We start from the raw sequence: 18,323 nt of genomic DNA on the forward strand, positions 1-18,323 counted from the left end.
CTCTCCCAGTAGCACAATTTTTCTTTCCAACAAGAATCAACTAGTTTTTTCTAATCGATCGACTGTATTTTTTTTAATAGCTCTTCCTGATTGTTTTAATAAAAAAGCTACGATAAAGGACGCTACGAACATGCTAATACCTAGAAATGTCATACTAGAATTAAAAGATCCTGTTAGATCTTTAATGTATCCCACGATGTAAGGTCCAAAGAACCCACCCAGGTTACCAATACTATTGATAAGAGCAATCGCACCTGCAGCAGCAGCTTCCGTTAAGAAAGACGGTGGAATTGCCCAAAACGGAGAATATGCTCCGAACGCTCCGCAAAGACTGATCGTTAAGAATACAAATGATAAAACAATGTTCATATTTGCAACGTAGCTACTGATAATTAATGCCACGCCACTTGTTACTAAACAAGCAACGACGTGAAAGCGTCTTTCATTTTTCTTGTCAGAGTGGTTACTAACCAACATCATGGTTGCCATTGCGCAAACATACATTAACCCTAAAATCCACCCCATCGCATGCGTACTAAGAGAAGTCGTTTTAGATAACCCTTCTGAAATTGTCGGTAAAAACATGACGATGCCATAGTAGCCAACCATCCAGAAAAAGTATCCTAAAGATAAGGTTAATACGTCACGATCTTTTAAGGCCTGAGCGAATGTATAGTGTTTGGCTTCCTGTTTTTCTAACTTTTCTTTTGTCGTAACGTCGATTAGCCATTTCTTCTCCTCGTTAGTCAGCCATTTTACATCCTCAAGCTTATCGTCAAGATAGAAGAAACATATCACACCTAAGATTAAAGCTGGAATCGCTTCCAAAATGAAAAGCCATTGCCATCCAGCCATGTTTAACCAGTCAATACCTAATAAATAAGTAGAAAGAGGAGATCCTATTGCATTAGCACCAGGGATTGCAATCATAAATCCAGCAATTGCTTTTGCATGATGTTTTGTTTGATAAAAACCACTTAGATAAAAGACCATACAAGGATAAAAGCTAGCTTCGGCAACTCCTAAAAGAAATCTTGCTGTATAAAACTGCCATGGTGTTTGGATAAAAGCCATTAAAATAGCAATTACTGCCCATGTAATCATGATTCTACTAATCCATCTTCTAGCTCCGACTTTCGTCATCATAGCACTTCCAGGTACTTCTAAGAGGAAATAGCCAAGGAAGAAAATCCCTGCCCCTAATCCAAAAACAGCATTAGAAAAACCTAAATCTTCATTCATTTGTAATGCAGCAAACCCAATATTTACTCGATCAAGTATCGATATGGTAAAACATAAAAATAGAAATGGAATGAGCCTTAACGTTACTTTTTTAGTAGTTGAACGTTCTAAGTTAATTGGATCCAAAATAATTCCTCCCTGGGTTACCATCCTTCTACTCTTCATACTCTTCGGTCTTTGACCTGAGTGTTTGCTCTAGGCTAATTGACAGAAAGAATTAAAAGTTTACATAAAAGATGATTGATCTATTTCTAAGTCTAAGTAAATCTAGTCCCTACTTCTGTAATCCCTTTCATATGGAAATATAAAAAATGAAAAAGCGAAGTATCCCGTGTATTATTTATCATTTAAAAAAGTAAGAACTATTAGAAAATGTCATACACCAAAACCTTACTAGCGATATGAAAACACTATAAATCTACTTTCTACTTTCTACTTTCTATCCTAATAATCCAAAGCATTTGTATTTGTACTCCACATTGACGGTAAAAAACGCTTACATTTTCGAACCCTTCTCTTAATCTCTCTAAAAAAATATCGAGCTGTAAAGAATAATGAATTTTAAGATTCACATTACCTCCGTTTTATAGATTTAGCTACTTGTATACTAAGTTACCTTATATAAACAGTGTACTTACATACCTACCAATTGTCAATATAATTATTAGATTAAATATTTTCTGAATTTTTATGAATGAAGAGAAAAATGCGTAATTTGGGATTATAGAAAAGTGCTTGCTTTATGCCGTTTTTTAAACGCCAAAAAGGCAGCTACACTTCAGCTGCCTTTTAACTTAATATTTGATATGCTTTTAATAGAAAATCAGTTGGAATTAAGCTTTCCAATAGCGATCATACAAGTTTCGCATGTGGAAATTCATAATTCTCACAGCTTCTTCTTCGTTATGTTGTTCAATTGCATTAATAAGTAATTTATGCTCATTAAAATTAACTTCTCGGTAGTCAGGTCTCGTGACGGTTCGATCTCTTATAAATTTCCACATTTCCTGCTGTTTCATCGCATTGCTAATAGCTGCCATAATACTAATAAATAAATCATTATGAGAAGCCTTTGCTATACCATTATGTAGGGCTTCATCTGTTTCTGGTACATACACGCCTGCGTTCGTTTCTTCCTCCATCTTGTCAATTGTTGCACGCAGGTCCTTAATATCTTCTTCTGTAGCTCTCAAAGCTGCAAAACGTACAATAAGAGGCTCTATGTTCATTCTTGCTTCCACAATGTCTTCAGGGGAGGTAGATTCCGTTAAAAGTGTTGATTGAGAATTTTCAGCTTCTGTTTGAAACTCTTTAACATATACACCTTCTCCTTGACGAGAATAAATAAAACCGTTCAATTCTAGGGCGCTAAGGGCTTGTCTAACAGGCACTCGGCTTACACCAAATTGTTCACACAGCTCCCTTTCAGCAGGGAGTTTATCTCCTACTTGAAACGCTCCAGATTGAATTTCAGAAAGAATTTGATTATAAATTTGAATATATAATTTATTATTGGAAACTGGATTAAAACTAATGGAAATCACTTCTCTCTATAATTATTAGCTCATTTTATTCATAATTAAGTAGACATAATTATTATATACTGTTCTATTTTTAGGGGCAACAAGCCTAGCATCTTCTAGCAAAAAAATCCTTATTTATGTAGTCAGTTTCCCATTTTACTATTGATTTTATTAATAAACAGCTATACAGGCATACCATAATGGCATGCCTGTATAACGAACCTGAATATTAATCCATATGTGAGCCACCGTTTATATCAATTTCTTCTCCTGTAATATAAGAAGCTTCTTTTGAAGCTAAAAAGGCAATTGTAGCTGCGATTTCTTTCACTTCACCCGGTCTACCCATAGGAATACTATTAATCACAGACTTTGCATCTTCTTCAGGAAGAGACTTCCAAATTTCTGTATTAACGAGTCCAGGAGCTACACAGTTAACCGTAATGCCATCTAAGGCTACCTCGCGCGCTAAGTTCTTTGAAAAACCTAGTACTGCGGCCTTAGATGCCGAGTAGTGCGGTCCTCCAAAAACTCCTCCACCTCTTTTAGCCGAAACAGAAGACAGGCTTATAATTCGACCATACTTTTGATCTTTCATTGTTTCTAATACTGCTTGCGTACATAGAAACAATCCAAACATATTGACGTTAAACACTTTTGTAATGTCTTCGAGCGTCATATCTTGAACTGTAACTTTTTGAGAAATTCCTGCATTATTAATTAAAATATCAATTCTGCCGAATTCTTCAAGTGTTTTTCTAACCATCGCATCGCAAGAATCTTTACTTGTTACATTTAACTCTATTCCTAGGGCTTTGCCGCCCGCTTCTTTTATTTCATTTACGGTATCCTGCACGCCATCAAAATTGATATCTGCTATAACAACAGCTGCTCCTTGCTCTGCAAGTGTCAGGGCGATTGTACGTCCAATTCCTTTTTTAGAACCGCTACCAGTAATTATTGCTACTCTCTCTTTTAAATCAAACATATTATATTTCCCCCATCTTGTTAGCTTCTTCTATTTAATATAGTTAGTCTAAAATCAGTTCTTTAGCTGTTTTGATAATATTTTCTACGGTAATTCCATTTAACTCTAATAGTTTTTCATAAGGCGCAGATTGTCCAAATTGATCCTGTACACCAATTCTTCGAACTGTACCTTTTCCTTCTTCCGCAACTACTTCACATACGGCACTGCCAAGGCCATTTAGAATATTGTGATCTTCAACCGTAATGATTTTTCCAATATTTAAGCAGTCAACCACTGCTTCTCGATCTAAAGGCTTAATCGTATGCATGTCTAGTAATTTCACAGATATACCTTGTTTCTCTAATTCTTTCGTTGCTTCTAAAGCGAGTCGTACTGTATCACCGTTGGCAATAATAGCGATATCGCTTCCATTTTTAATTTTCTTCGCTTTTCCAATTGTAAACTCTTCATTTTCATCGTAAATCATTGGAACCGTATCGCGAGTAAAACGAAGATATACAGGTCCGTACACTTTAGCAGCTTGTTCTACTAGCTTTCTAGTAGAGTAATAGTCAGCTCCCATAATGACGGTCATATTTGGAACCGATCTTAATACACCCATATCTTCTATAGCTTGATGACTTCCGCCATCATTAGCTGGCGTTAAACCGCCGTGTGAACAAGCAATCTTTACATTTAAGTTAGGATAGCAGACTTCTTGTCTAATTTGTTCAAGCATTCTTAATGAACCAAAAACCGCGTAAGTGCTTACAAAAGGAATTTTACCAGTCGTAGCAAGTCCAGCTGCTAACCCAGCTGCATTTTGCTCTGCAATACCGACATTAATATGCTGGTCGGGTAATTGTTTGATAAAGTTTACAGTTTTACAAGACTTTGCAATATCTACATCAATGACATAAATATTTTTATTTTCTTTCCCTAATTTTACGATTTCATCTCCAAAGGCTTCTCTCGTAGCTTTTTTTACTGTAAGATCTTTTTCTAGTATGCTCATTATCTTAAACCTCCTGCTACTTCTTCCATTGCTTGATGATATTGTTCTTCATTAGGAGCAACCCCGTGCCAATCAGCCACATCCTCCATGAACGAAACGCCTTTACCTTTTACCGTGTCACAGATGATACATTTTGGTCTTCCATTCTTCGCTACTCTTACTTCATCCAATGTTTCTACGATCTCTTCCATTGAGTGTCCATTAATTCGCTTTGTTTCAAAACCAAACGCATCAAATTTTTTCTCTAAATCTTGTAATGGCATAATTTCATCACAAAATCCATCGATTTGAAGTCTGTTATTATCTACAAATACAATTAAATTATCTAATTGGTACTTAACTGCCGTTTGAGCAGCTTCCCAAATTTGTCCTTCTTGACATTCTCCGTCTCCTACTAAAGAAAAAACTCTATAATCTTTAAAATCTCGTTTCCCTGCGATTGCCATACCTACGCCACAAGAAAGTCCTTGTCCTAGTGAGCCTGTTGAAATATCAATACCTTTACACTTTTTCATATCTGGATGTCCTTGAAAAGGAGAACCGTATTCTCTTAACGTGTATATCGTTTCATAGGGAACGAATCCTCGTAAAGCTAAAGCGGAATATTGAATGGGACAAACGTGACCTTTAGAAAGTACAAATCTATCACGATCTTCCCAGTTAGGGTTGTGCGGATCAACATTCATTTCTTTGAAATAAAGCGCTGCCATAATATCAGCTGCAGAAAGTGAACCACCTGGATGGCCAGATTGTGCTCCATAAATCATTGTAAGTGCTGTTTTTCTTAATTGAATGGCTTTTTCTTTTAATTCTTCAATACTAATTTCTTTCATTTTAGTCACCTCATTAATTTATGACTTGCTGTTTTCTAAATGATATATCCATTAACATATAATTTAGTACACTTAGGTAACTTGTATACTAAGTAGCTTTATGACTTAAGTGTACATCTGAAATGAGAGTTCGTCAATAACAAGATTGAATTATTAGAATTTTTTTATTTAAAACACGTCACTTTGTAAATTCGTGTGTTGTTTTTACTAAGGTTTTTAAGCAAAAAAAGTACTGCTCCTATTTTAGAAGCAGTACTTTTTTTATTGATTGATTGGTAAATTGTAGATATAACCAACAGCTTTATCAAAAAACAACTATGCTTTTGCACTGGAATTATTGCTGCTTATTACATCTTGGCTACTAGATTTAATGCTTCTAGCTACTAGTGAACCTACTATCCCTGATAATCCTAAAATAATAAAGATGTAGTTATAGCTTGTAACGAGAGCAATAAGCGTGGACGAAATAATACTTCCGAAATAACGAAACGTTGAATAAATGCCAGAGGCTGTACCAGATTGCTCTTTACTTACGGAGTCCAGCGAGGCAACCTGCATGCTTGTTAAACCTATTCCTGTAGAAAAACCTCCAATAATTAAAGCCGCTATAAGAAAAAAAATAGATCCAACGTTCTCTAAAGATAAAAAAAGAATATTAGAGACAATAATCATAGCAAAAGAAAATCCAATCACTTTTTTAGAACTAAACTTATTGTTTAATAATCCTCCTATCCAGCCGCTTAAAGACATTGAAATCGAAAAAACTGATAAAACAAGCCCTGTTTGCGCTGTAGATAAATGAAATTGAGACTTCATTAACAGAGGCATAATTAACAAAATCACATACATAACAAAATTGCTAAGCATAATAGATAAATTAGCGCTTGTAAAAGTGGAATTTTTAAATAAAGAAAAATCGATAATCGGGTTTTCTGCCGTATTTTCTCTTTTAATAAACAAGATTATAGATAGAATAAATATTATTCCCATTATTAAAGCCTTAGTAAATTCCATACCGTGTGTTAATAAGATCAATAAAGAAATGCTAATTGCTAAATAGATAGAACCTTGAATATCTAAAGTACTTGTTTGCTTTTTAACATTAAATTTAGGAATCATAACTATTCCACTGATTAAAGCTAAGAAAAGAAAAGGAACGTTGACCCAGAATATAGCTTCTAAATTGAAGTTTTCCAGCAGGAAAGACCCTAATAAAGGTCCAATTGCAGCACCCAAGCCCATCCCCATTCCAAATATACCTAAAACTTTAGGGAGCCGTTCTTTTGGTACCACATACCTGATGATTGCTATCGTGTTTGGAGTAAGTAAAGCTCCTCCTACTGCCTGCAGTGATCGAAAGATAATAAGGGAAATGAGATTAGTTGAAAATATACAGCCTAAAGATGCTATAAGAAAGAACACTACGCCCCATAAATAGATATTTCTGTTTCCGTACAAATCTCCTAGCTTTCCAGCGATAGGCTGAGTAACAGCCATTACAATTAAATAAATCGTTACTACCCACGAAATATTTGCAAGTGGTTCATTAAAATGAGCTGATATGGTTGATAGAGCAACGGCAATCATGGTCGAATTAATTGGTACAAGAAATGTCCCAATTAGTAATGAAATAACCAAGATAAGCTCTTTATGTTTACCCAAACATTATTGCCTCCTTTTAGTGAAGAGAAATTCCTTTTATAAACGTGTTTATACTGTTTGTTATCATACCTTGATAATCTGCATGTAAGGCTTTGTCTCCAAAATTCAGTTTATACATAAAATATCCCCAGTACGTACTTAGGAAAATCTCTGCTTGTGTGCAGCAATCTAATTCTTTGATATATCCTTTCTTTTGCATTTCTTCAAAGTATTCTTTTAGTATTTCTTTCGTATCATTAATTTTTTTCAAAATTTCTTCGTGCGCCTGTGAGAAAATTAAAGGATCTTTTAAAGCAATGGAAATCATGTCTCGGTTATTATCAAAGTCTTTTAGTAACAGGTAACCGAAATTCGTCAAATCTTTTTCAAGCTCCCATTCAATTGATTTATCGAAAATTTCAAGCGAAAAGCTTGTTGTTTTGACAATAGCTTGAATAATGCCTTCTTTATTGCCAAAGTGGCGAAAAACAGTTAATTCATTCACGCCAGCTTGTTCTGCAATTTCTCTAGTGGTAGTACCTTTGTAGCCTTTTTCTTTAAGCAGTTCTATTGTAGCTTTTGTTATCTTCTTTTTTGTTTCATCTTTTTTCATGTTAATCATCCTTTATGCTTCCTGAATGTAAGTATTTACTTTCCATTAGGCAGTATATAAAGGAAAAAGAGCTGTTGTCAAATGGAAGCGAAGAGAATTATTTATTCATTTAAAAGCGTGACAATTCCATTCGTACCATCGACCATAACCATATCGCCATCCTTTAGCTTATCTGTACTTATTTTCGTACCAACCACTGCAGGAATTTCATATTCACGTGCAATTATTGCCGAATGAGAAAGAATACCTCCAGCGTCAGTAATAACAGCCCCTGCAGTCGGAAATAAAGTAGTCCAAAGTGGAGTAGTGGTTTTACATACTAAAACATCACCTTTTTCCAGCTTGGAAAATTCCTTCGTATTTGAAATGACTTTTACTTTTCCGGTATATGTTCCCGAGGAAGAGGCTAATCCTTTAATAGAATGTTCGCTGTTAGCGTCATTTTCCTCAATAGCTCCCATATATTTCTCAGCTTCTTTCAGCTGAGCTGGTTCAGGGACGCCGAAGTATCTAGGTAAATTAGGCATTTGCTCATGTTCTGCGTGTTCTTTTTTACGTTTCTCAACTAGTTCTGTCACATCTACTGGATTTTCTAAAAGAGACTCTAGCTCATCAAGATATAAAAAGAAAATATCTTCTTTCACTAGAAGAGCATGATGATTAACTAGTAAATCACCTAGCTTGAGTAGGAATAAACGAGCTTTTGCATCCAACATTGCATCGATATAAAAATGATGGTCATCTCTTATAACGGATGCATCTAATGCCCACTGATAGTATTTTTTAAACTCTTCTTTGTATTTGCTATCCGCTATCTGTTCCAGCAATTCATTATAGTTCTGTTCACGTTTCTTGACCGTCTGTTTAAAATTCTCATCAAAGTTGTAACCGTCATTAACATATCCTTGAATAATAGACAATGCGTGAAGAGGGTTCTCTAGCCAAGTTTCTCCTACAAAATCGTGACTTACAACGTTTCGGTATCCATACTGTTTTAGAAAAGTATCTACTTCAGCCATAAAGCTTTTTGCTGCTTTATTTCCCTCTAATTTCTTTAATAAAGTTTCTGTGCATTCTTCTTGAAAGATTTCAGTAAGTTCCCTATCGCTTTTAACTGTTAAAGCAAGTCTAGAAAGCTGTTGATCCGTTTCTAACGATTTGTTCATTTTCCCGGTCAATAGCTCATAAACATCATGTCCTGATTTTTTATTTGTAAGGTTTTTATAGGATTCTTCAACTGTAGTATTTAAAGACATTTGAGGCATAACAATATCAAAATGCAGATCATATGCCGTTTTATAAAAATCAGTCAAACTTTGAAGAATCTCCTTTCCTCTCTGAAGGCTGAGACTCTCCCCGGTAAAGCTATCTAACTTGCTATAGTAAGGTAGGAAGTGTTCATCGATAATTTGATTCATTCTTTTTGTTAAGATTGGATAAATACTTTCCATCAATTCTTTATTTTCTTGGAATCTTTTATGAGAATCTCCTTTAAAAAGCTCCGTTTTTGTATAGATATGACCTTTATAAAGCTTTAAATTAAGTCTATTAAACATAAACTTTAACTTTTGAAAACTAGCAGCTGTTCCTTCAGAAAATGCCGGAATAATAAATGAAGCGTACAAAGGACTAACAGCATGAGAAAAACTTGTGTCATTTAAAATCCAAAACTCTTCCATATCCTCGAAACTTAAAGATATATCTTTTTGGAAAGGAGTTAATTTATTATCTTCTGCTAATGTTGTAATTGCTCTTGCCTGTAATAGATATACTTGATTGTCTTGAATACCAAACTCTATGTCTACGGAATGTTGGTAAAGAGCTTCTACTTCTTTTGTTATTTCCGCTAGCTCAATGATTTTTTCGTCTGTTAAACAAAATTTTTGCTGCTCATCTTCCGTTGTTTCGATTTCTTCAACACCTTCATCAAGTGGAAGTATTTTTACTTCCTTTAGCCCTTTTTCTTTCTCTATCTCAAAGGTTTGTTTATTAATCAGGTAAACATCAGGTGTTACTAAGCCTGATACGATTGCTTCTCCTAGTCCATAGCTGGCATTAATCATCATTTCTTTTGTATTATGAGTAACGGGGTTTTGGCTGAAGATGACTCCCGATACTTCGGACTCAATTAATCCTTGAACAACAACTGCCATTGAAATTTCATCAAAATCGGCATACATATTTTGAGTATATTGTTCGACTCTTTCAGTGAAAAATGAGGCCCAGCACGCTTTCACTTTACTCAAAAAAACCTCGATACTTTTCACATTAAGATAGGTTTCATACTGGCCAGCAAAAGATGCACCTTCTAAATCTTCAGCACTGGATGATGACCGAACAGCTACTGACATATAAGAGTTTTTTAGATTTATAAATGCCTCTATAAGATCCGATTCAATTTCAATAGGAATTTCCCCGTGCAAAATTCTCTCGTGTATATTATCCGTGTGACGATCAATCCCATTCCATTCGATATATCGCTTTAAAGCTTCGGTTTGAATAACAAAGCCATCTGGAATTGGTAAATTTTCTTTTTTCATTTTTATAAGGTTTAAAGCTTTTGCTCCAACTCGTTCATTCGCCTCGTCGACCTTCTGAAAACTTAAACTATACATTAAAAATATTCATCCTCCCACAAAACTATTTTAAAATGTAAGTAACTACTTACTTTATATTTATTTTAATTCTTTTAAATTTTTATGGTCAATAAAAAGTGGTAAAACATTTAAAAAATGCATATTTAGTTGTGCTTTATTTTAATTTCACTTAAATAATATTCCTCTTTTTTATTCCATTTTTTAACTTTTATTAGTCTTTTTTATTATAAAGTCTAAATAGCTAACTAATTAAAAGGTTAATAAAAGAAATGCAAAAAACCCCATCTAAATTAAGATGGAGGTTTTTCTCTTTTTATAGTTGTGTTAACCATTATCTCGGAGTGCTTACAAGCTTCCACTGGCTGAGTGTCAATTTTATTTTATATCCTCTAATATATAAGTGAGCACTATCAGATTTACGAGTCATATGCGAAGTCATGATTAAAAATCTCCTTTCTCATAGAATTATTTTTAATATAAAACTATTTTGGAAATCTTAACCTAAGCATAGCTCAGTATTGTAAATTCTTTATTAATGACAAGAAAAGATTATGTAAACATTGGAGAGTTGTAGGGGAGCCACTCATTAGTTATGTTTCAGCTTCAATAGATTGAGATCTTTATATATGTGAATTCATTGACGAAGCAAAAATTGCAGTGAATATTCAAAATCAAGTGGATTCTAATACTGTAAGGTAAATTAAAAGGATAGGCCTTTAAAGACTTATCCTTTTACATAGCATATAAAAAATTGATTTTCTTAATAAAATTGAGACATTAACCATCTATAATAGTTATGTCCAAAGATCGGTCTATTAGATTGACAAGCTACTATTTATGTTAGATACAATAGTTTTTAACTCCTTCAAATCATCTATTACCATATCCGCCTGTGCAAGCTCAGCTTCTTGAGCAAAATCAAAATTACACCCCACTGCCATTAAACCATTATCCTTTGCAGCATTGATATCAGATAGGCGGTCTCCTACTACTGCAGCGTATTTGATATCATATTTTTTTATAATCGTTTTGACTAACTCTCTTTTATCGAGGGTTTGGATTTGTTGAATACTAAATGTTTCTGTCACCCAATTATTCAAATCGTAATGATCTACAATTGCTTCTAAATACTCTTTTAAACCGTTACTTGCTATGTAAATGGAACAATTATTTTCTTTTAAATAGCTAAAGACCTCTTTTACATTGGGATATAAAGCACCTTTCCCTTTTTTTATGTTTGCAACTAAGCTTTTCAAAAAATAGTCATCCGTATACTTTCTGATTTCATACGAATGAGTAGGTAATAAAGCTTCCCATACTTTGGGTAAAGGTACACCCATGATTTCACGATACTTATCAATAGGAGTACTAGCGTCCCATTGGTTAAGTGTACGCAAATGGTTAAAGGTATCATCAAGTGATAACTCTAAAATTTTATCTGTTTGAAACAGCGTTCCATCCATATCAAAGATTAGTGATTGCAACATTAAGTATCTCCCTCTTTCGGCAGTATTAAATATGTATTTATATATAATACCATAAAAAGGAAACTACAGTTATTAAAAACCATAATGCATGTTCTTAGCACAAAAAAGCACCTAATCATTTATAGGTGCTCTTTTTAACTTTACATACTTTGTTTGAAATAATAAATGAAAAGGTAGCCGCTATAATCGAACTTAAAAATGGATAATTAAAAGAAAAAACACTGACCGTTGAGTTACTAAAAGGCTGTGAAAGATCAGGTACATATGTAAATGTAAGAAATAGTCCAGAAACAATTTGAAAAGCAAACAGTAATACTATAAAACTGCCAGTAAACACTATATATTTTTTCAAAATGACTCCTCCATTACTCTTAATTTATAAACCTCATATTATTTTAAGAATAGGGACGCAACAATAAAACCTATAATTATTACAGCAATAAGTACACCTAGACCCTTCCAACTTAAGCTACCTGCTAAACCAGATAGGTTTCCGGTTTCACTTCTATTAAATGCATCATTAACATTTCCCGCTGGATTTCTTTTTATTTCTTCTTGTTTTAGCCTCTCTCTTCTTCTTTCAGGCGCTTCGTTATTTCCGCTCATTTTCACACCACCATTTTTAAAATAGTATAACATATTATGGTTTTAATGGTAATAAAAACCATAATAATTTTATTCTTATATATGATATAAGCTTTTATTTAACATACTGAGTGTTAAATAAAAGTAAAAAAGAACCTTCAGTGGAAGATCCTTTTTACGGTTTATTGAACTAGCACATACATTAGTTTTAACGGAACTTTGATTATAAACAACGTAATCCCAGAAATGCTTTTATTCTTTAAATTGTTAAACCCTTCATCCAATCGTAAATTTTCTAAAACTACAGACGCCTATATTGAAGACTCACTTTATACTGCTAGACATAAACATAGAGGCATCTTGATTCATAAAAATCTTATGACCATGATGGAAGGTCTTTATTTTTATTGATTTAAACCCAATTTCATCTAGTATTTTTGTCAGTTCGTTATGTGCAAAGCCGTTGTGAACTTTCGGATGATTGACACTATGGTTTTTATCAAAATCAACAATAATCAGCTTTCCGTTATCATTTAAAATATTAAATAATTCTTGTAAGATTTTTTTAGTATCTGGGACATGAAGAAGGACTAATGACATTAAAATTATATCTGCCTTAAGTTCAGGAGTTTCTTGAGTGAAATCTGAACAAAGTATTTTGGAATTCGTAAGTCCTTTGTGAGAAATCTTAGCTTTCGCCACTTCCAACATTTGTTCAGATGAATCAACCAACAAAATAGAGTCAACTACATCCGATAATTCTAAGCTAACTAAGCCTGTACCGCTCCCATAGTCTATTAAAGATTTTGATTCATTTTTGGATAATTCTTTCCTGACTTCCTTCACGATAATTTTAGCCAATTCAATTCGTTCTTCTGAATCATATCTTTTTGCAATCTTTTCAAAAACACTATTTTCCATGTTCTTCTCACTTTCTTAGTTCTATTTATGAAACGTTAAAGCTATATAAGACTCATTATAGTCCAAAATAAAAAAAGTAAGATGATACTATCTTTTTTAAAACATTTTTTGTGTAAGCTTATTTATGTAAAACATCTTCTTTTGTGATTACTTTTTCATAAATTAATGGCTTAGTTCCTGCTTCTGGCAAAAGATAAATAAAGACAGTAAACGTAAGTTGGAGGATTGAAACTACAGCCAAAAATAGAAAAAGACGTTCCCTTTCCTTAAACCATATTATTAAACATAAAACTAGAGATATTAACGACAAAAATAAAAAAAGAAAAAAGCTATATGAATAAGGAACACCATAATGATAAGAAATATCTAAAAAGAAAAATACTATATAGAGCAGTATAAAAGTTGACGGTACTACTTTAGTAAACGTACTCAATAGAAAAAGACCCTTTCTGTTTATTTGTTTTAGATTTATAGCTCAAACATACCCAATTTACATAAATGAGTACATATTAAAAGCTGCAGCAAAAATGATTATTATTCATCTTAATTATTTATTTTTTGAACCAAAATGCCTCCAACTTCATCCTTGTCATCTAAAGAAAACTCAATATTGAGTTTATGATTTTTATCAAAATACCCTATTATTGTTGCTCCGGTATCCTCCTCTAGCAAGCCGAAAAGAATAGTACCAGTTTTCAGTCGTTATTAATAGATTTCTATAAGTAAGTTCCTTTTTCCTTAAGTGTTTAATTTCCAGCATGAAATCTAACATATTTTCTTCCTTAGGTACTTGAATAATTCGCGCTATAAATGTTCCGTTAGGATTTTTTTTCGTTTTATAAACTTTTTCCCTTTCTATTTCTAGCTCTGGCCTCCTCCTCATATTCCTTCCCCCTATGTATTAACAAATAATCTCAGTGCTAAGTAGAAATCTATAATTGGTTCAGTAATTCTTCTAACTTTTCTTCAATATCAGCTTCTAAATGATTTTTTGACAAATCATACAAAGTGCCTGTCCCTTTAAAATACCCGCCAAAGTAATACCACAACTGGATGTAATGGACGTATGCATCTTCTTCATCTGTAAAGCCATCAAAGTTTATTGCAATCTGGGAACGATATTCTTTTTCTAAACACTGCTCCGAACTTAGATTTGGTAGTTGGTCGCCATCAATATCCCGACACACCCATATTTTTAAGTTCTGCTTATCCTCACGTTCAAATTTACTTCTATATTTGTGCTGAAGACTTTTGCAGTATGCCTCTCCTACTTCTTCCAAATTTACTATATCTCTTTTTAAATTCTCATTTATTTCACTCTCAGGGACTAAAATATATTTGTCATCTGTTTCCTGATCCTGTTTATCCATAAATAGATTTTTTAATTTATCAAACAAGCTTTTCCCACCTATCTGAAAAAATAATATAAGCATGTTAAATTCGACTAAAGAAACCTTATTTCCTTTTCTGAGCTCTAATCGTCATAACTAATATGATATCAAATACTCTCTTATAAGAAGATTCTTTTACTAGAGTGTTGATTTTCTGACATACTTTTAATTCGATATTTTTTACAATGAGCACATATGTTAAAGTGTAAAGTAGTGAAGGAAAGGAGTAACGACAACATGGCTCAACGAATCGTCAATATGTTTTTATCTGTCTTAGCTGCTTATGGAACGTTGATTTTAACCAAAAACATGAGCATTGCAGATAATATCTTTGTGACACAGATTGTTCGTCTGATCATTTGTGTTGTAGCTGTTATCATTGTGACAGGAATTACTACATATATTTTCAGAAACAAATCTTCTAACAAATAAAAGGGCCGCTATTTAGATAGCTGCCCTTTTTATTTTCCTTAATTCCTATTTTATTTCACACTAAAGAAAATAAGGATGTCTCAAACAATCATGAGACATCCTTATTAAGGTCATACATACTTTTACGCGTTTAAAACACGCACAAATTCTTTTGCGAGGCTGATTGTAGACTGTGGATTTTGCCCGGTTAAAAGCTTTCCGTCTACTTCAATATGATCGCTCCAATTATCTTTTGCAATAAACTCAGCGCCTAGCTCACGAAGTTTTGTTTCAAGAAGAAACGGCATGTATTTATCCAACGTTGTATCTTTCTCTTCTGAATCAGTAAACGCTGTAATACGTTTATTCTTTACAATCGGCTCACCGTTTTTAAGCTTTCCACCTACAAGAGCTGCCGGTCCGTGGCATACTGCTGCAATCAGCTTGTTGTCTTCAGAAAATTCTGTTAGCAAACGGTGTAAGTGCGTATCGTCTGGAAAATCAAACATTGTTCCGTGCCCTCCAGGTACAAACATGCCTGCAAAGTCTTGTGAACTTACTTCAGCTAATGATTTTGTATTCTCTAAAAGTTTTCCTGCTTCTTTGTCTTCGTCCGTCACATCATCTGTTAAGCTGTTAGGATCCACAGGTGATTTTCCGCCTTTTGGACTTGCTACGACTACTTCGTATCCTTCTTTCTTAAATTCTAAATATGCTTCAGAAAATTCTGTAAGCCAAATTCCAGCAAGTTCTCCGTTTTTCATTGTATGTCCATTTGTAACAACCATTAAAATTTTTGAATTTCCTGTCATGATTTACTCATTCCATTTTCATTTATTATTTACATACATGTATCTTTAATAATTCATTTATCTCTGAATATGTTCCCCGGTATTATTTGTCGAAAACATGGTAACTTTTTCTTAATAATAAAAAGAACAGGTAAAAACAATGGTTAAATTATACGAAGAAGCAGGCTCTTTTTTACACTTTAAAGATTAGACGGAGCCGATTTTTTATATACAGTGTGAAAAGTCTTCACTTTAAATATTTTTTTGACATATACATCCAATTCGATTAATATCAAATTAGATGTATATCGAATTAGGGAAAGAAGGTAGTAAGCTATGCAATTAGATAAGTTGGTAAATTATCATAAAGCCGTTGGTGATCCTACCAGGATTAGAATTATTTCACTATTAAAAAAAGGACCTCTTCACGGGCAAGCAATTGCTTATAAGCTGGGGTTGCAGCCTTCAACTATTACTCATCACATTTCAAAACTAAGAAATGCAGGAATTATTTATCAAAGAAGACAAGGGAACATTATTTATTTTTATCTAGACCTTGAAAGACTTGAATATAACTCGAAGGCTATTTTGAGTATTGGAGAGGATTCGATGGAAAATCAAGAAAACCATTTACAGGATAAAGACAAATTATCGATTGTTAAAAACTTTCTAAATAGTGATGGAAGTTTAAAGATCATTCCAAGTCAAAGAAAGAAAAAGAACGTAATATTAGCCTATTTAATACGCGATTTACAGCACGGAAAAACGTATCAAGAAAAAGAATTAAATGAACATATAAAAAAGTATCATGAAGATTATGCAACGATTCGCCGAGAGTTAATTATGCAGCATTTTATGTATAGGCAAAATGGAGAATACGAGTTAAATCCGAAAGAGATGTGGCCCGTTATCTTTTAAAATGGACGTAAAAACGTTCTTTTTTAAGCTTTCTAATTCGATATATATCTAGTTAGTCTATGTTATTTCAAATAGAATTAAAGTAAAATGGAATTTTCAAAATGAAAAAAGCCAACGTTTTGGTAAGCATGTGACATTAATTTCATTCTCCTATGTGCTGGCACAGCAACTATATTAGTTTCCTTACTGCTTACCCTAAAAGCATCTGCTTTGAAAAAAATCATAAAACCTCTGTATGCAATAAGGATTATCCTCTACCAGCTAAATTAGTGAATAATCCTTATCGTACTTTATTTACCTTTTAAAAAACTATAAAAGTGTTTTAACCATAATAAAGTCTATTTGTTCTTCGCCTCCCATATAAAACGAGTGAGATCCGGCTTGAACAAATCCCTGTTTCTTATAAAAATCAATCGCATTTTTATTTTTTTCCCATACGCCTAACCAAATTTTCTTTTTATTAAGTGTCGTTGCTATTTCTACGGCTTTATTAAATAAATGTTTACCAAGCCCTTGTTTTTGAAAGCTGTTACCTATATAAATTCTTTCAATTTCAAGGGTTTCTTCCCCCATGTCTTCAGACTGAGCGTCGTTCATATTAATTTTTAAATAACCTGCAATTTCATGATTAACATACATAAAAAAGAATTGCGAGGATGCATTGGATAGTTCTTTTTCTAGCTGTTCGACTGTAAATGCTTTTTCTAAATAAGCTGTCATATTTTCTTGTGAATTCTGATCTTTAAATGTCTCATTAAATGTTTTGTAACTAATACTTTGAAGGTGATTTACATCTTCAAGAGTACACTTTTTTACATTCATCATCACTGACATACGCCTCTCCTTTATATCCTCAATAATTTCTCTTATTTCCTTTTTTGACAAACTCCCAGTCTGTTTCTATATTTTTTCTTACTCTTTGAACCAGCTTAAGAATGGTATCTGCTTCTTCTTGGGTAAAACCTTCTAATGCCACTTTATCCGAATGATCATTTTCTCTTTTTATGAACGGATATACGTTCTTCCCTTTTTCAGTGGGAAAAAGGTTTTTATTTTTTTTATTGTGGAGATCGTCTTTCTTCTCAATAAAACCATTCATTTCAAGCTTTTTTATAGCCCGAGCCGCTGTTGTCCGATCTACTTTTATCATTTCAGCTAACTTTTCTTGAATGATTCCCGGATTTTCACATATTCGCACTAAATACAAATACTGCCCCTTAGTCAGGTCATATTCTTTAAATTCTATATTACTAATTGAATCCAACGCTCTTGCTATCATTCCAATTTCACGCAGAATTTCACTCATAAATATCTCCTTTGCACATATTTTTGTTGCAAATACAATAAAAATAATATACGTTTAATGTACCTTAAAATAGTTGCAT

At 33.2% G+C, this 18,323-nt stretch carries 18 protein-coding genes; 2 read left to right on the forward strand and 16 right to left on the reverse strand.

The window, feature by feature from the left end; translation table 11 throughout:
• Positions 1 to 36: 36 nt before the first annotated feature.
• The 13 genes from SB717_RS01035 to SB717_RS01095 all read right to left on the reverse strand — a co-directional run bounded on the left by SB717_RS01035 (position 37) and on the right by SB717_RS01095 (position 14,824).
• Positions 37 to 1,368, reverse strand: a complete 1,332-nt coding sequence (locus tag SB717_RS01035; protein WP_410903017.1) for an MFS transporter — start codon at positions 1,366 to 1,368, stop codon at positions 37 to 39.
• Positions 1,369 to 2,075: 707 nt separating this feature from the next.
• Entirely contained in the window at positions 2,076 to 2,786 is a 711-nt protein-coding gene (locus SB717_RS01040; RefSeq protein ID WP_025749192.1) for a FadR/GntR family transcriptional regulator, read from the reverse strand.
• A gap of 208 nt (positions 2,787 to 2,994) precedes the next feature.
• Positions 2,995 to 3,753 carry an SDR family NAD(P)-dependent oxidoreductase gene (locus tag SB717_RS01045; protein ID WP_098621353.1) on the reverse strand — a complete coding sequence of 253 codons (759 nt, stop codon included), beginning with the start codon at positions 3,751 to 3,753 and terminating at the stop codon, positions 2,995 to 2,997.
• 43 nt (positions 3,754 to 3,796) lie between these two features.
• Entirely contained in the window at positions 3,797 to 4,750 is a 954-nt protein-coding gene (locus tag SB717_RS01050) for a transketolase family protein (protein ID WP_410903018.1), read from the reverse strand.
• Positions 4,750 to 5,601 carry a transketolase gene (locus SB717_RS01055; protein WP_051463703.1) on the reverse strand — a complete coding sequence of 284 codons (852 nt, stop codon included), beginning with the start codon at positions 5,599 to 5,601 and terminating at the stop codon, positions 4,750 to 4,752. Before SB717_RS01055 ends, SB717_RS01050 begins: the two co-directional genes overlap by 1 nt.
• A gap of 297 nt (positions 5,602 to 5,898) precedes the next feature.
• Positions 5,899 to 7,245, reverse strand: a complete 1,347-nt coding sequence (locus SB717_RS01060) for an MFS transporter (RefSeq protein WP_410903019.1) — start codon at positions 7,243 to 7,245, stop codon at positions 5,899 to 5,901.
• Positions 7,246 to 7,261: 16 nt separating this feature from the next.
• Complete coding sequence (locus SB717_RS01065) at positions 7,262 to 7,846, reverse strand: TetR/AcrR family transcriptional regulator (RefSeq protein WP_074678085.1); 585 nt, start codon at positions 7,844 to 7,846, stop codon at positions 7,262 to 7,264.
• A gap of 92 nt (positions 7,847 to 7,938) precedes the next feature.
• Positions 7,939 to 10,452 carry a PEP/pyruvate-binding domain-containing protein gene (locus SB717_RS01070; protein ID WP_410903020.1) on the reverse strand — a complete coding sequence of 838 codons (2,514 nt, stop codon included), beginning with the start codon at positions 10,450 to 10,452 and terminating at the stop codon, positions 7,939 to 7,941.
• A 797-nt stretch (positions 10,453 to 11,249) separates the two neighbouring features.
• Positions 11,250 to 11,921 carry an HAD family hydrolase gene (locus tag SB717_RS01075; protein WP_410903021.1) on the reverse strand — a complete coding sequence of 224 codons (672 nt, stop codon included), beginning with the start codon at positions 11,919 to 11,921 and terminating at the stop codon, positions 11,250 to 11,252.
• Between the two features lie 390 nt (positions 11,922 to 12,311).
• Positions 12,312 to 12,527, reverse strand: a complete 216-nt coding sequence (locus SB717_RS01080; protein WP_098621360.1) for a DUF6366 family protein — start codon at positions 12,525 to 12,527, stop codon at positions 12,312 to 12,314.
• A gap of 303 nt (positions 12,528 to 12,830) precedes the next feature.
• Positions 12,831 to 13,427: a class I SAM-dependent methyltransferase gene (locus SB717_RS01085; protein WP_410903022.1), complete on the reverse strand. Its 597-nt coding sequence runs from the start codon at positions 13,425 to 13,427 to the stop codon at positions 12,831 to 12,833.
• Between the two features lie 628 nt (positions 13,428 to 14,055).
• Complete coding sequence (locus SB717_RS01090) at positions 14,056 to 14,310, reverse strand: hypothetical protein (protein WP_410903023.1); 255 nt, start codon at positions 14,308 to 14,310, stop codon at positions 14,056 to 14,058.
• A gap of 49 nt (positions 14,311 to 14,359) precedes the next feature.
• Positions 14,360 to 14,824, reverse strand: coding sequence for a hypothetical protein (locus SB717_RS01095; RefSeq protein WP_410903024.1), 465 nt, complete (start codon positions 14,822 to 14,824; stop codon positions 14,360 to 14,362).
• A 231-nt stretch (positions 14,825 to 15,055) separates the two neighbouring features.
• On the opposite strand from SB717_RS01095, the gene SB717_RS01100 reads away from it, so the two are divergent.
• Positions 15,056 to 15,250 (forward strand): hypothetical protein, encoded by a 195-nt coding sequence (locus SB717_RS01100; RefSeq protein ID WP_013082531.1) that lies wholly within the window; start codon positions 15,056 to 15,058, stop codon positions 15,248 to 15,250.
• A 122-nt stretch (positions 15,251 to 15,372) separates the two neighbouring features.
• On the opposite strand, the gene SB717_RS01105 is transcribed toward SB717_RS01100, so the two are convergent.
• Entirely contained in the window at positions 15,373 to 16,041 is a 669-nt protein-coding gene (locus SB717_RS01105; RefSeq protein ID WP_410903025.1) for a type 1 glutamine amidotransferase domain-containing protein, read from the reverse strand.
• Between the two features lie 315 nt (positions 16,042 to 16,356).
• Here SB717_RS01105 and SB717_RS01110 point away from each other — a divergent pair, with 315 nt between their 5' ends.
• On the forward strand, positions 16,357 to 16,938 hold the full coding sequence (locus SB717_RS01110; RefSeq protein ID WP_410903026.1) for a DUF2087 domain-containing protein: 582 nt from the start codon (positions 16,357 to 16,359) through the stop codon (positions 16,936 to 16,938).
• Between the two features lie 309 nt (positions 16,939 to 17,247).
• Here the strand turns inward: SB717_RS01110 and paiA are convergent, their stop codons facing one another.
• Together paiA and SB717_RS01120 are read right to left on the reverse strand one after the other, a co-directional pair.
• Complete coding sequence (paiA, locus tag SB717_RS01115; RefSeq protein ID WP_410903027.1) at positions 17,248 to 17,772, reverse strand: spermidine/spermine N(1)-acetyltransferase; 525 nt, start codon at positions 17,770 to 17,772, stop codon at positions 17,248 to 17,250.
• A 19-nt stretch (positions 17,773 to 17,791) separates the two neighbouring features.
• Entirely contained in the window at positions 17,792 to 18,244 is a 453-nt protein-coding gene (locus tag SB717_RS01120; RefSeq protein ID WP_074678107.1) for a MarR family winged helix-turn-helix transcriptional regulator, read from the reverse strand.
• Between the last annotated feature and the right edge of the window lie 79 nt (positions 18,245 to 18,323).

Source organism: Priestia sp. SIMBA_032 (assembly GCF_046535215.1).
Lineage (GTDB): Bacteria > Bacillota > Bacilli > Bacillales > Bacillaceae_H > Priestia > Priestia aryabhattai.